Source organism: Donghicola sp. XS_ASV15 (assembly GCF_041224595.1).
In the GTDB taxonomy this organism is placed as follows: Bacteria; Pseudomonadota; Alphaproteobacteria; order Rhodobacterales; family Rhodobacteraceae; genus Donghicola.
The window spans coordinates 113,935-126,714 of record NZ_JBGFGN010000129.1 but is presented as its reverse complement, the minus strand read 5'-3'; the positions used below and the strand labels follow the sequence as shown (position 1 = coordinate 126,714).

General features: G+C 59.0%; 13 protein-coding genes. 3 read left to right on the top strand and 10 right to left on the bottom strand.

What is annotated here, in order from left to right; all coding sequences use genetic code 11:
* Positions 1–3: 3 nt before the first annotated feature.
* From infB to pip, 6 genes are all read right to left on the bottom strand, one after another.
* The gene (infB, locus tag AB9K37_RS08960; protein ID WP_369837392.1) at positions 4–2,568 is read right to left on the bottom strand and encodes a translation initiation factor IF-2; all 2,565 of its coding nucleotides are present in this window, start codon (positions 2,566–2,568) and stop codon (positions 4–6) included.
* Positions 2,569–2,577: 9 nt separating this feature from the next.
* The gene (locus AB9K37_RS08955; RefSeq protein ID WP_369837389.1) at positions 2,578–3,198 is read right to left on the bottom strand and encodes an RNA-binding protein; all 621 of its coding nucleotides are present in this window, start codon (positions 3,196–3,198) and stop codon (positions 2,578–2,580) included.
* Positions 3,199–3,223: 25 nt separating this feature from the next.
* Positions 3,224–4,840: a transcription termination factor NusA gene (nusA, locus tag AB9K37_RS08950; protein ID WP_369837386.1), complete on the bottom strand. Its 1,617-nt coding sequence runs from the start codon at positions 4,838–4,840 to the stop codon at positions 3,224–3,226.
* A 1-nt stretch (position 4,841) separates the two neighbouring features.
* Positions 4,842–5,426 (bottom strand): ribosome maturation factor RimP, encoded by a 585-nt coding sequence (gene rimP / locus AB9K37_RS08945; protein WP_293708208.1) that lies wholly within the window; start codon positions 5,424–5,426, stop codon positions 4,842–4,844.
* Between the two features lie 135 nt (positions 5,427–5,561).
* Entirely contained in the window at positions 5,562–6,572 is a 1,011-nt protein-coding gene (locus tag AB9K37_RS08940; protein ID WP_369837383.1) for an SDR family NAD(P)-dependent oxidoreductase, read from the bottom strand.
* 56 nt (positions 6,573–6,628) lie between these two features.
* Entirely contained in the window at positions 6,629–7,609 is a 981-nt protein-coding gene (pip, locus tag AB9K37_RS08935) for a prolyl aminopeptidase (RefSeq protein ID WP_369837380.1), read from the bottom strand.
* Positions 7,610–7,681: 72 nt separating this feature from the next.
* Between pip and ubiG the strand changes: the two genes are divergently transcribed.
* A complete protein-coding gene (gene ubiG / locus AB9K37_RS08930; protein WP_072708762.1) occupies positions 7,682–8,428 on the top strand; it encodes a bifunctional 2-polyprenyl-6-hydroxyphenol methylase/3-demethylubiquinol 3-O-methyltransferase UbiG in 747 nt (248 codons plus the stop codon).
* A 44-nt stretch (positions 8,429–8,472) separates the two neighbouring features.
* Here the strand turns inward: ubiG and AB9K37_RS08925 are convergent, their stop codons facing one another.
* From AB9K37_RS08925 to AB9K37_RS08910, 4 genes are read right to left on the bottom strand one after another with little or no spacing between them, the layout of a single operon-like run.
* Positions 8,473–8,919, bottom strand: a complete 447-nt coding sequence (locus AB9K37_RS08925; RefSeq protein WP_369837376.1) for a MarR family winged helix-turn-helix transcriptional regulator — start codon at positions 8,917–8,919, stop codon at positions 8,473–8,475.
* Positions 8,920–8,933: 14 nt separating this feature from the next.
* Complete coding sequence (locus AB9K37_RS08920) at positions 8,934–9,770, bottom strand: carbon-nitrogen hydrolase family protein (protein WP_369837373.1); 837 nt, start codon at positions 9,768–9,770, stop codon at positions 8,934–8,936.
* Positions 9,767–10,027, bottom strand: coding sequence for a glutaredoxin 3 (gene grxC / locus AB9K37_RS08915; protein WP_072708768.1), 261 nt, complete (start codon positions 10,025–10,027; stop codon positions 9,767–9,769). The genes AB9K37_RS08920 and grxC overlap by 4 nt, the downstream gene beginning before the upstream one ends.
* Positions 10,028–10,059: 32 nt before the next feature.
* Positions 10,060–10,803 (bottom strand): double zinc ribbon domain-containing protein, encoded by a 744-nt coding sequence (locus AB9K37_RS08910; RefSeq protein WP_369837370.1) that lies wholly within the window; start codon positions 10,801–10,803, stop codon positions 10,060–10,062.
* On the opposite strand from AB9K37_RS08910, the gene AB9K37_RS08905 reads away from it, so the two are divergent.
* Both AB9K37_RS08905 and hemH read left to right on the top strand, forming a co-directional pair.
* Entirely contained in the window at positions 10,804–11,625 is an 822-nt protein-coding gene (locus AB9K37_RS08905) for a methyltransferase domain-containing protein (RefSeq protein ID WP_369837368.1), read from the top strand.
* Between the two features lie 60 nt (positions 11,626–11,685).
* The gene (gene hemH / locus AB9K37_RS08900; RefSeq protein WP_369837365.1) at positions 11,686–12,747 is read left to right on the top strand and encodes a ferrochelatase; all 1,062 of its coding nucleotides are present in this window, start codon (positions 11,686–11,688) and stop codon (positions 12,745–12,747) included.
* Positions 12,748–12,780 lie beyond the last annotated feature (33 nt).

The window sequence follows — 12,780 nt, the reverse complement described above, 5'->3', positions numbered from 1 at the left end:
GGATTACAGGGTGCGTTCGACTTCTTCGCGCTCGAAGATTTCGATGACGTCCTGAGGGCGAATGTCGTCGTAGTTCTCGAACGCCATACCGCATTCCTGACCCGAAATGACTTCTTTGACTTCGTCCTTGAAGCGCTTGAGCGTCTTGAGCGTGCCTTCGTGAATAACCACGTTGTCGCGCAGAAGGCGCACGCCAGCCGAACGACGTGCCACACCTTCGGTGACCAAACACCCAGCAACCTTGCCCACACCGGTAACCTTGAAGACCTCTTTGATCTCGGCGTAGCCGATGAAGTTTTCGCGGATCTCAGCCGACAGAAGGCCACTTGCAGCTGCTTTCACGTCGTCCACTAGGTCATAGATCACGCTGTAGTAGCGGATTTCTACGCCCTTCTGGTTGGCGCTATTGCGGGCCGGTGCGTTCGCACGAACGTTGAAGCCAAAGACCGGTGCACCGCTGGCTTCCGCCAGTCCGATGTCGGTTTCAGTGATCGCGCCAACGCCGGAGTGCAGAACACGAACACGTACTTCGTCGTTGCCGATCTTTTCCATCGCCTGAACGATCGCTTCGGCCGAACCCTGCACGTCTGCTTTGACCAGGATCGGCAATTCGCTGACATTCTCGTCGGCTTTTGCCTTGGCCATCAGCTGCTCCAGAGTGGTCGCGGCGCCAGCGGCAGCACGCTTCTCTTTCGCTGCGCTTTCGCGGTATTCCGCAATCTCGCGCGCCTGAGCTTCGGTTTCCACAACGTTGAGAACGTCGCCAGCTTCGGGAGTGCCGTTCAGACCCAGAACCTCAACCGGAACCGAGGGGCCAGCTTCGTTAACACGGTCACCTTTGTCATTGATCAGCGCGCGGACTTTACCCCACTGCTCACCCACAACGAAGATATCGCCGCGTTTCAGAGTACCCTTCTGAACCAGAACGGTGGCAACGGGACCGCGGCCGACGTCCAGCTTCGCCTCGATCACAGCACCTTCGGCAGCGCGATCGGGGTTCGCTTTGAGTTCCAGAATTTCCGCCTGCAGCGCAATTGCGTCCAGCAGTTGCTCCAGACCCAGACCGGTTTTCGCCGAGACTTCGACGTCTTGAACTTCACCAGACATCGCTTCGACCACAACTTCGTGCTGCAGCAGCTCGGTCCGCACCTTCATGGCGTCGGCTTCGGGCTTATCGCACTTGTTGATCGCGACGATCATCGGAACACCGGCTGCTTTGGCGTGGTTAATCGCTTCGATGGTCTGAGGCATGACCGAGTCGTCCGCCGCAACTACCAGAACCACGATGTCCGTTACCTGAGCACCACGCGAGCGCATCGAGGTAAAGGCCGCGTGGCCGGGTGTATCGAGGAACGACAGAACCGCGCCGTTGTCAGTGGTCACCTGATACGCACCGATGTGCTGGGTGATGCCACCAGCCTCGCCAGAGGTCACGTTCGCATTGCGGATCGCGTCCAGAAGCGACGTTTTACCGTGGTCAACGTGGCCCATGATCGTGATGACCGGGGGACGCGATTGCAGGTCGTCGTCTTTATCTTCGAACGAGGTGATCACGTCTTCAACGTCAGCATCGGAAACGCGCACCACTTTGTGGCCGAATTCTTCGATGATCAGTTCAGCAGTATCCGCGTCGATGGTCTGGTTCTGCGTCACCATCATGCCCATTTTCATGAGCTCTTTGACAACATCAGCCACACGCTCGGCCATACGGTTCGCCAGTTCCGAAACCACGATGGCTTCGGGCAGCTGAACGTCACGGACGATTTTTTCGCGTTCTTGGTTGCCCATGGCCTTCTGACGCATGCGCTCTTGCTTGCGCTTCATCGAAGCCAAGGATTTCTGACGGCCACCTTCGCCACCAGACAGCGCCTGGTTCAGGGTCAGCTTGCCAGAACGGCGTCCGTCATTGCGACCACCTTTGTTGCGACGGTTGTCGTCTTCGCGACCGCCCTCTTTCTTGCGCGAGGGGGTTGCAGCCGGCTTCGGCGCGCCACCACCACGGCGGTTGTCGGCGCTCTGACCAGCTGCCTGAGCATCAGCAGGTGTGGCAGGCGCAGGCGCGTTACGCTTCGCGGCAGCGGCTTTTTTGGCGTCGGCAGCGGCTTTCTCAGCAGCTTTCTTGGCCTCTTCCGCTTCTTTGCGCTCGCGCTCTTCTTCTTCGGCCTTACGTTTGGCCGCTTCTTCGCGCTCACGCTCTTCGCGTTCTTTGGCTTCGATCTCGGCGCGGCGACGCTCACGCTCTTCGGCGCGACGCTTCTCCTCGTCTTCACGAGCTTTCTGATCTTCGGCTTCGCGGGCTTTCGCAGCCTGCAATGCCTTCAGGCGACGCTCCATTTCCGCGTCGGAGATACCGGCGGGACGCTTGGACGGATCGCCAAGTTTCGGGTTTGCGCCACCGGACTTTCCAGCACCGGGTTTGGGGGTGACCACGCGTTTCCGCTTGGTTTCCACCACCACATTCTTGGTGCGACCGTGGCTAAAGCTCTGCTTCACATTGCCAGAGCGTCCACCCGCTCCGCCACCGCGAACACCCAGAGTCTTCTTGCCGTCGTTATTGTTGTCGCTCATCTAGCTGTTTTACCCTTCCCGGCGGCCCATTCCGCCGTCTTGCGCGCGCAGGCCTTTCAATCTTGTGGCTTCCTCTACAACACGGTTGCTGAGTCCGCCATACCCAAGCGCGCTATGAATCACAGTTTCCCTACCAAAGGCTGCCCCCAACTCGTCTGCGGTCAGCCATCCAATGTATTTTCCCCTATGCGGGGTCGAGAGTTTGGACTTCCCTCGTGTAGATCCGTCGCAGGCCTGAAGCAGGACGTAGGCGTCCTCTTTGATCAAGAGATCCTTGACCTTTTCATAGCCAGCGACCGCCAGTCCGCCTTTGCGAGCCAGCGAGATCAGATCGACCACCCGCCGCGAAATCTGCTGCTCGACCGTTTCGGTCAGGCCCTCGGGGACCGTGACCTTGGTTTTTGCAGCGCGGCTGAACAGACCCTTGGTTGCGGCCTTGTCCAGCGCGTCTCGGGTCGAACTGACCCAGATTCCCCGACCGGGAAGCTTTCCCAGAACATCGGGGACAATCTGGTTGTCCGGTCCGACCACGAAGCGGATCATCGTTTCAGTAGACCCAACCTCTCCGGTCGCAATGCACTTGCGCTCTGGACCGTTCTCTCGGTCTTTGTCTGCACCACCACGGCTCATTCAGGTCTACTCCAGCGGCAGAGGATTATTCCTCTGCTTCGCTCTCTTCAGTTTCAGTTTCTTCGGCAGAGTCACCCACCAGCTCTTCGGGATCGACCCAACCCAGCATAACGCGGGCGGTCATCACCAGATCTTGAGCTTCGGCGAGCGAGACGTCGAACTTCTCGAGGATGCCATCATCCTTGACGCGCTGGCCGTCGACGGTGGTCCAACCACCCGCCAGTTCCCAGTCGGCACAAGTTGCGAAATCTTCAAGCGTCAGAACGCCATCATTCGCGAGCGCTTCCACCATTTGGGGGCTCAGGCCATCAAATTCAACCAGTCCCTCGTCGACACCCAGTGCACGGGCGGCGTCCAGAGACTTGGCGTTCTGAGCTTCCAGATAGTCGCGGGCACGGGCCTGAAGCTCTTCCGCGGTGCTTTCGTCCACACCGTCGATGACCAGCAGTTCGTCCACTTCGACATACGCAACCTCCTCGAGGTTGGTGAAGCCTTCGGAGACCAGCAACTGGGCAAAGAACTCGTCCAGATCCAGAGTGTCCATGAACAGCTGTGTGCGCTCTTCGAACTCTTTCTGGCGGCGCGCCGAATCGTCGCTCTCGGTCATGATGTCGATGTCCAGAGCGGTCAGCTGGCTGGCCAGACGCACGTTCTGACCGCGGCGACCGATCGCCAGCGACAGCTGCTCGTCAGGGACCACAACTTCGATGCGCTCTGCATCTTCGTCCAGAACCACTTTCGACACTTCAGCAGGCTGCAGTGCGTTCACGAGGAAGGTCGGCATATCCTCGTTCCACGGGATGATGTCGATCTTTTCGCCCTGCAATTCGTTTACAACGGCCTGCACGCGGCTACCGCGCATACCAACGCAGGCACCAACGGGGTCGATCGAGCCATCATTGCTGACAACCGCAATTTTCGCACGCGAACCTGGGTCGCGAGCCACAGCTTTGATCTCGATGATGCCGTCGTAGATTTCGGGCACTTCCATCTTGAAAAGCTCGGCCATGAACTCGGGTGCTGTGCGCGACAGGAAGATCTGAGGGCCACGCGCTTCGCGGCGCACGTCCTTGATAAAGCAGCGCACACGGTCGTTGGGGCGATAGCTTTCGCGACCGATCTTTTCATTGCGGCGCAAGACGCCTTCGCCACGGCCGATATCGACGATGACGTTGCCGTATTCTTCGCGCTTTACAACGCCATTGATGATGGTGCCCTTGCGGTCTATGAATTCGTCGTACTGGCGATCACGCTCTGCTTCGCGGACCTTCTGCAGGATGACCTGCTTGGCCGACTGCGCAGCGATACGGCCCAGTTCCACAGGGGGAATCTCGTCGACAATCTCGTCGCCCACTTGGGGGTCGGCCATGTACTGCTTGGCCTGCGCAACAGTCAGCTCTGCCTGATAGTTCTCGAGCTCTTCATCCTCGACCACGGTACGAATACGGGTAAAGGTGGCACGGCCAGTCTTGCGGTCGATGCTCACACGGATGTCCATCTCGGCGCCGTAACGGGACTTTGCCGCACGCGCGAGCGACTCTTCCATCGCTTCGACGACCAGACCGGGGTCGATCATCTTTTCGCGGGCCACAGCCTCGGCGGTTTGCAGCAGTTCCAGCTGGTTTGCGGACGTGATTGCCATCTCAGTTCTCCTCAGAGCCGGACTCGGCTGTCTCTTCTTCGATCAGGTCAAATTCGTTTTCGTCTACGACACCGGCGGCCTTGCGGGCACGCAGCATATCGCGGATCAGGTCGTCGGTCAGGACCAGCTTAGCATCGCTCAGCCAGTCGAATTTCAGACCGATGGTACCCTCGGAAATGGTAATCAGCACTTCATCCTCTTCGACACCCGCCAAAGTGCCCTTGAAGCGGCGGCGGCCATCGATGAGTTCACTGGTCTCGACCTTGGCCTCGTAGCCCTCGAAATTCTCGAAGTCCTTGAGACGGGTCAAAGGACGGTCGATGCCAGGGCTCGACACTTCCAAAGTGTAAGCTTCGACGATCGGGTCCTCAACATCCATCACAGCGGACACGGCGGTCGAAATATCAGCACAATCGTCCACTTCGATGCCGCCATCGGGCTTGTCAGCCATAATTTGCAGCAGCGGGGTGTTCCCGCCTTGTAGACGGATGCGCACCAGTTCGAACCCCATATCTTCGATAACGGGGCCGACGATTTCAGCGAGACGCCGGTCAATGGCGGTCTTTGCGATCAGATCGTTGGTCATATCAGCGTGCCTCCGGGCACAAAAAAACGGGCTCGCGGCCCGTTGATCTTTCCCGGTGGAACGTTGTTCCCAACGCGCCGCTGTTGAGCGCCATATACGCCCCCTCGCTCGCAAAAGCAAGAGGGCGCCTGATTCTTAGGTGTAGAACTCGCGATACCAGTCGACGAAACGCTTAACCCCTTCTTTCACCGGCGTGCTCGGGGCATAGCCCGTCAGGCTGCTAAGGAGGGTGGTATCGGCCCAAGTCGCGGGCACGTCGCCAGCTTGCATCGGCATGAAATTCTTTTTCGCTTCAACGCCCAAGGCATCCTCGAGCGCGGTGATGAAGTCCATCAGCTGCACCGGCGAGGCGTTCCCGATATTGACCACGCGCCAAGGGGCAACGGGGCTCAGGCTGTCGTGCTCGGAGATGTCGGCTTCGGAGGCAGGGCGCTGTGGCACCGCGTCGATCAGCAAGCGAATCCCCTGCACCAGATCATCGATATACGAGAAGTCCCGCATCATCTTGCCGTGGTTATAGATGCCGATCGGATCGCCGTTCAGCATCGCTTTGGTGAACTTGAACAGCGCCATGTCGGGGCGGCCCCACGGACCGTACACGGTAAAGAACCGGAACATAGTGATCGGCATATCGTAGAGGTGGGCATAGGAATGCGCCATCGCCTCGTTCGCTTTCTTGGTCGCGGCGTAGAAGGACATCTGGTGGTCGGCTTTCACAGTCTCCACGTACGGCATCTTGGAATTCGCGCCATAGGCCGAACTGGTGGACGCCATCAGAAGGTGCTGACAGGGGGTCGCACGGACCGCTTCGAGCAGGTTAAAGACACCGATCAGGTTGGCCTCGACATAGCTCTGGGGGTTATCGATCGAGTAGCGTACTCCGGCCTGACCGGCGAGGTGGACAATCACGTCCGGCTTCTCGTCCCCGATCAGGGTGCGCAGCGCGTTCGGCGTTTCCAGCTTTTCGCGGACCGGCTTGAACGTGGGCGACTGCTTGAGGATCTGCTCGCGGCCCTCTTTCAGTGCGACGTCGTAATAGTCGTTATGGCTATCAAAGCCGATAACCTCGAAGCCCTCTTGCAAGAGCTTCTGGCTAAGATGAAACCCGATAAACCCTGCGGAACCTGTGACCAGTGCCTTTTTCATGTGGCCCTCCTGAACAAACTGTTTCCTTCCGTGCGCCATTGAGGCCGCCAAGTCAATCAACCCAGCAGCGATCGCAGACGAACACTGTGCAGCATGTCCATTACGCGCACCAATTCAGAGGAAATGCCTGGTTCTGAGAGTGCGTGACCCGCTGTGGGGATCATCCGCAGGTCACAAAGTCCATCGGGCCAGGCCTCTTTCAGTTTCCACGCACCTTCGGGCGGGCAAATCATGTCAAAACGCCCCTGAACAATCGTCGCACCAATACCCTTGAGCTTGGGTAGGTTCTTTAGGATCTGCCCATCACTTTCCAAAAAGCCCGCATTCACGAAATAATGGTTCTCGAGCCGGGCAAAGACCCGCGCGTACTCGGCAGGCGTATCATAGAAACTGGGGCCGTTCGACGCGACAGAAGCCAGCGCGTTTTCCCAAGCCGTCCATTCGCGGGCGAACTTCACTTGCTCTGACGTGTTATCGCCAAACAGGCGCTTGTGGTAGGCGGCGATCAGATCGTCCCGCTCGTCCTCTGGCACCAGATCGACAAAGCGCTTCCATACGTCAGGCCAAAACCGCCCTGCCCCGCCACCGTAGAACCATTCGAGCTCGCCTTGCGTCATCAGGAAGACGCCCCGCAGGACCAAGTGTCTGGCGCGCTCTGGGTGCGCTTGGGCGTAGATCAGCGCGAGGGTTGCGCCCCAACTGCCACCGAACACGATCCAATCATCGATCCCCAACGTCTCGCGGATCAGTTCAATGTCCGCCACAAGATGCCAAGTGGTGTTCGCCTCGATCGACGCTGCGGGACGCGACCGGCCGCACCCCCGCTGGTCAAACAGCACCACGCGGTAGACTTCGGGATCAAAGTAGCGCCGCATGGTCGGGCTACACCCGCCCCCCGGACCGCCGTGTAAAACCAGAACGGGGATGCCGTCGGGGTTGCCGCATTGTTCGACATAGACCGTGTGGCCGTCACCGACGTCGAGCATGCGCTGGTCAAAGGGAGCCAGGCTTGGATATAGGAATTGAGCTGCGCGCATTTGGGCCGAGAATTTTCTGTTGAAAGGTCTATATGAGGCGTAGAGCCCCAGAAGACCAACAGGGAGATCAGAATGCAAGCGCAGCAGACCACCGTAGACGCCAGCGAAGTTGCAAAATTCGAAGCAATGGCCGCAGAATGGTGGGACCCGAACGGTAAATTCAAGCCCCTGCACATGCTCAACCCCTGCCGTCTGGAATATATTACCAGCCAGATCGCCGGTGAGTTTGGGCGGGATCGGTCGGCCGCAAAGCCGTTTGAAGGACTGCGTTTGCTGGATATCGGCTGCGGGGGCGGCTTGCTGTCAGAACCGATGGCGCGTCTGGGGGCAACTGTGGTCGGAGCGGATGCTGCCGAGCGAAACTTGCCCGTGGCGCGCATTCACGCCGAACAATCCGGTTTGGACATCGACTACCGCTTCACCACAGCCGAGGCGATGGCTGCTGCGGGCGAACAGTTCGATGTCGTTTTGAACATGGAAGTGGTCGAGCACGTGGCCGACCCGCAGGCCTACTTGGACGCCTGCCAGCAGTTGCTGAAGCCCGGCGGGCTGATGATTTGCTCGACGATCAACCGAAACGCCAAAAGCTTTGCCATGGCGATTGTCGGCGCGGAATATGTGATGCGCTGGCTGCCCAAGGGCACACACGAGTGGAACAAGTTCATCACCCCGGACGAGCTGTGTGCGCTAATTTCAAAGGCTGGCCTGAACCCAGTGGATCGCACGGGCTTTGTGTTCAACCCGATCACGTGGGGCTGGAGCCTGTCTTCACGGGATCTGAGCGTGAACTATGTCACCGCGAGCACCAAACCCGCGTGATTGTGGCGCGTACTGGATTTTGAGTATTTAGGGCAAAAAGAAACCTATTGGTTTTCTTCGAGACGGAGACGGAGTTCGCGCAGGGTCGGCAGGGCCGCGCGGACTTTTTCGTCACCAAGGGCGCTGACCACTTCTTGAATCATGGGCGTGATCGCTTCGAGCGCGAGATCACGGGCACGTTTTCCTGCGGGGCTGATGGCCACCATCTTGCGGCGCGCGTCGTCCCAGTCGGGGCGAATGTGCACGTAGCCCGCCCATTCCAAACGATTGAGCGTATTGGTCATCGCCCCGCGCGTGACGTGAAACGATTTTGCCAACTGTGCCGGAGACCGCTCTTCGCCCGAAAAGGCTAAATGATTCAGGACCGAGAAGTGCGAGATTTCCATGCCCTTTGGCAGAACACGCGAGAGCCGGTTGCGGGCCAACTGGTCCACGGTCAGTATCTCGCTGAACAGGGTCACTGCGAGCGCGTTGTTCTTTTCAATCGCCATCCGGTCTTTCGCGTTTAGTCTATGGGACCGCTATACGGGCGGTCATGGTCGAGCGCAGAAATGCGTGTCCGGCTTTCTGCCACTTCCTTGAGGCAGAGTTCAACATAGGTGATGGTCGGTAAATCCCCCGCTGATGCGACAATTTTGCCCCAAGGGTCCACCGCAAGGCTATGCCCGTAGGTCGAACGGGGTTTGGCGCCGCTCGAAGGGTGGGTGCCACATTGGGCCGGCGCCAGCACATATGCGCCGCATTCTATGGCTCTGGCGCGTAAAAGTGTTTCCCAGTGCGCTGCGCCCGTGACCGGAGAAAACGCAGCCGGCACGCAGATGATTTCGGCCCCAGCCTTGGCCAGATCGCGGTAGAGATGAGGAAAGCGTACGTCATAGCAGATGGTTAGACCCACAGTACCAAAAGGCGTCTTTGCCAGAACTGCGCGATCGCCAGGACGGTAGCCTGCAGATTCGCGGTAGCTCTCGGTTTCGGACACCTGCACGTCGAACATGTGAATCTTGTCGTACTGCGAAACGATGTCGCCGTTCGGATTGATCAGAAACGAACGATTCGCAAACCGGCCATCCGTATCGTGGGTCTTGAGCGCAAGCGATCCGATCAGCAGCCAAATGCCGTGCTCTACCGCTGCTGCGCAAAGGCACGCCAGCGTGGGATCATCCTCTTGGTGCCGCAGAACATCTATTTGGTGATCGCGCGAGGTCGACACACAATTGCTGACCTCCGGCGTCAGTACAAAATCTGCTCCGTTCGAGGCAGCCTCGGCGATCCGGCGCTGGAGCATCTCTGCATTGGCAGCCGGATCATCCGAAGATGTGATCTGGAGCAGCGCCGCCTTCATTCGCTGGCCAAGAGAGGATCAAGTTTGCCTGCGCGTTCAAGCTCATATAGCTCATCGCAGCCTCCAACATGGGTCTCGCCCACGAAAATCTGAGGCACTGTATGGCGACCATGCGCGCGATCCATCATCTCTGACCGGCGATCCGGTTCTTCGAACAGATTGATTTCACTATAGGACGCGCCCTTCTTGTCCAGAAGGCGCTTGGCGGCGTGGCAGAAGCCGCAGAGAGGCGAGGTGTAAATTTCGATTGGCTTCATGACGCGTTCCTTTTCCAGAATTTGAAACCCATTTAGGGTGAATGCGCAACGCGTGCGAGGGTCACGACCGAAACTTCTCGGACCTGTGAGGAATATAGCGCCTGCGTACAGGCAGCGCACGTCGCACCAGAGGTCATGACATCATCAACCAGTAGCACAGGACGATCCGTCATCTCTGCAGCGCGACTGGGGTTCACGCGGATGGCATCCTGTAGCGCGGCAAAGCGGTCCGCCCGCCCCAAACCATCAAGGGATTCGTGCCGACCGCTGCGCGTTAAGGCGTCTGGAATACACGTGAGACCGGTTTTGCGGCACAGCTCCTGTGCCAGAAGAGCGGCCTGATTGTACTGTCGCATGGCCAAGCGCCGCCGATGTAGGGGCACGGGCACGACCACCGTATCGGGGTGCAAAAGCTCGCGCGCGGCCTGCGCCAGAAGGCCTGCCACGCCTCGCGCCATGTCCGTCCTGTCTGCGTGTTTCAGCCGGAGCACGATGGAGCGGCCAATCCCTTCGTATAGAATGGCAGCCCGCCCTGCGTTCCACGGCGGCTGGGACGCCAAGCAGTCGTCGCAATGAGCGCCAAAACCCTCTTCTCCGGGCAAAGGAACCCCGCACGTCTCGCAGACCACCCCGCCAACCACATGCACCCCACGGCGGCATGTGCCACACAGGGCAAAATCCTGCCCGACCAGATCGCTACATCCCAGACAGCGCGGCGGATAAACTAATCGAAGGGCCGTTTGAATTGTCCCCTGCAGCAGACTAGAACCTTGCATATGTCGAACCCCAGATCCCTTATCGACGGGCCAGCGCGCCAGCGCCAACTTGCCCGCGCTGCACAAAACCCGCTGCTCTTTTTGCAAGAGACCGCCGCTGACGACATGCAGGATCGCCTGATGCTGGTTAACAGGTCGTTTCAGGACGCTTTGATTGTCAGCGATTGGCCCCAGTTGTGGGCAGATCGCCTGCCGGACGCGCGCGTGATCAAGCCCACTGAGACATTGGATGTCGCAGAAGGTAGTGTCGATCTGGCGATCCACGCCCTGAACCTGCACTGGGCCGAAGATCCGGTGGGACAACTGATCCAGCTGCGCCGCGCGCTGCGCCCCGACGGGATGCTCATCGCGTCGCTCTTTGGCGGTCAGACCCTGAACGAACTCCGCATGGCCCTCAGCGAGGCCGAATCGCGGGTCACAGGCGGTCTGTCCCCTCGTGTGCTTCCCATGGGCGATATCCGTGACCTTGGCGGCCTGCTGCAGCGTGCGGGTTTCGCCCTGCCTGTCAGTGACACCTTCCGGATCAAAGTCCGCTACGACAATGCGATCGCACTGATGCGCGAGCTGCGGATGATGGGCGAAGGGAACGCTCTGACAGAGCGCCTTCGCCACCCGACCCGCCGTGATGTCCTGTTCGAAGCCACCCGTATCTACCACGAAAACTTTGCCGATGCAGATGGTCGCATCCCCGCGACCTTTGAATTCTGCATTCTAACGGGGTGGGCACCAGACAGCAGCCAGCCCCAACCCCTGCGCCCCGGCAGCGCGGCTTCCCGCCTTGCCGACGCCCTGAATACGACAGAAACGAAACTGAACGATTGACCGAATGGGTTGGCCCCTTATCTCCAACCGCAAAGCAATAACAACGATTGGAACGACGCCATGTTGGACGCCCAAGCGACCGCCAAGTGCCCCGCGCATGCCCCCGCTGACCACCCCAAGGTCCAGAAGCCCAAAGTCGGCATCCTGCTCGCCAACCTTGGGACACCGGATGGCACCGACTACTGGTCCATGCGCCGCTACCTGAACGAGTTCCTGTCCGACCGCCGCGTCATCGACTACTCGCCGTTCCTCTGGCAGCCCCTGCTCCAACTGGTGATCCTGTCGACCCGCCCGTCAAAATCCGGCGCGGCCTATGCCTCGATCTGGAACAACGAGGCGAACGAGTCGCCCCTGATGACCATCACCAAAGACCAGACCGCCGCGATCAAGGCCGACCTAGAGGCTGAATATGGCAACAACATCATGGTCGATTTCTGCATGCGCTACGGCAATCCCTCGACCCAGTCAGTGGTCCGCAAGATGGTCGAGGCAGGGTGCCACAAAATCCTGTTCTTCCCGCTCTACCCGCAATACGCAGGCGCGACCTCGGCCACGGCAAACGACCAGTTCTTCCGTGCATTGATGAAGGAAAAGTGGCAACCGACCGCACGCGTCGTCGACCCTTATTTCGAGCACCCCGAATACATTGAGGCGCTCGCCCAATCGATCGAGACCGCCTACGCCAAGCTCGACAAAAAACCCGACGTTCTGGTCTGCTCCTACCACGGCCTGCCCAAGCGCTACTTGGTCAAAGAAGGCGACCCCTATCACTGTCAGTGCACCAAAACCACGCGCCTGCTCAAAGAGCGTCTTGGTTGGGCGGATACCGAAATTACCACGACCTTCCAGTCACGTTTTGGTCCCGAAGAATGGCTTCAGCCTTACACTGTCGAAGAGGTTGCGCGCCTTGCCGAAGCAGGCAAAAAGAACATCGCCGTCTGCGCCCCTGCCTTCTCGGCGGACTGCATTGAAACACTCGAAGAGATCAACGAAGAGATTCGCGAATCCTTCGAACACGCAGGCGGAGAGGACTTCACTTACATTCCCTGCCTCAACGACGATCCCGCGCATATCAAAGCACTGACCACTGTCATCCGCGAAAACCTCGGGGGCTGGCTCTAAGTCCCCTTCTTCATCTTTGTGAAAATACTCTGG

What these genes read in the sequence shown, in the direction of transcription:
- AB9K37_RS08955 (WP_369837389.1), bottom strand. Translation starts at nt 3,198, where the DNA reads ATGAGCCGTGGTGGTGCAGACAAAGACCGAGAGAACGGTCCAGAGCGC.
- grxC (WP_072708768.1), bottom strand. Translation starts at nt 10,027, where the DNA reads ATGAAGCCAATCGAAATTTACACCTCGCCTCTCTGCGGCTTCTGCCAC.
- AB9K37_RS08940 (WP_369837383.1), bottom strand. Translation starts at nt 6,572, where the DNA reads ATGAAAAAGGCACTGGTCACAGGTTCCGCAGGGTTTATCGGGTTTCAT.
- hemH (WP_369837365.1), top strand. Translation starts at nt 11,686, where the DNA reads ATGTTGGACGCCCAAGCGACCGCCAAGTGCCCCGCGCATGCCCCCGCT.
- AB9K37_RS08925 (WP_369837376.1), bottom strand. Translation starts at nt 8,919, where the DNA reads ATGGCGATTGAAAAGAACAACGCGCTCGCAGTGACCCTGTTCAGCGAG.
- rimP (WP_293708208.1), bottom strand. Translation starts at nt 5,426, where the DNA reads ATGACCAACGATCTGATCGCAAAGACCGCCATTGACCGGCGTCTCGCT.
- pip (WP_369837380.1), bottom strand. Translation starts at nt 7,609, where the DNA reads ATGCGCGCAGCTCAATTCCTATATCCAAGCCTGGCTCCCTTTGACCAG.
- AB9K37_RS08905 (WP_369837368.1), top strand. Translation starts at nt 10,804, where the DNA reads ATGTCGAACCCCAGATCCCTTATCGACGGGCCAGCGCGCCAGCGCCAA.
- AB9K37_RS08920 (WP_369837373.1), bottom strand. Translation starts at nt 9,770, where the DNA reads ATGAAGGCGGCGCTGCTCCAGATCACATCTTCGGATGATCCGGCTGCC.
- ubiG (WP_072708762.1), top strand. Translation starts at nt 7,682, where the DNA reads ATGCAAGCGCAGCAGACCACCGTAGACGCCAGCGAAGTTGCAAAATTC.
- AB9K37_RS08910 (WP_369837370.1), bottom strand. Translation starts at nt 10,803, where the DNA reads ATGCAAGGTTCTAGTCTGCTGCAGGGGACAATTCAAACGGCCCTTCGA.
- nusA (WP_369837386.1), bottom strand. Translation starts at nt 4,840, where the DNA reads ATGGCAATCACGTCCGCAAACCAGCTGGAACTGCTGCAAACCGCCGAG.
- infB (WP_369837392.1), bottom strand. Translation starts at nt 2,568, where the DNA reads ATGAGCGACAACAATAACGACGGCAAGAAGACTCTGGGTGTTCGCGGT.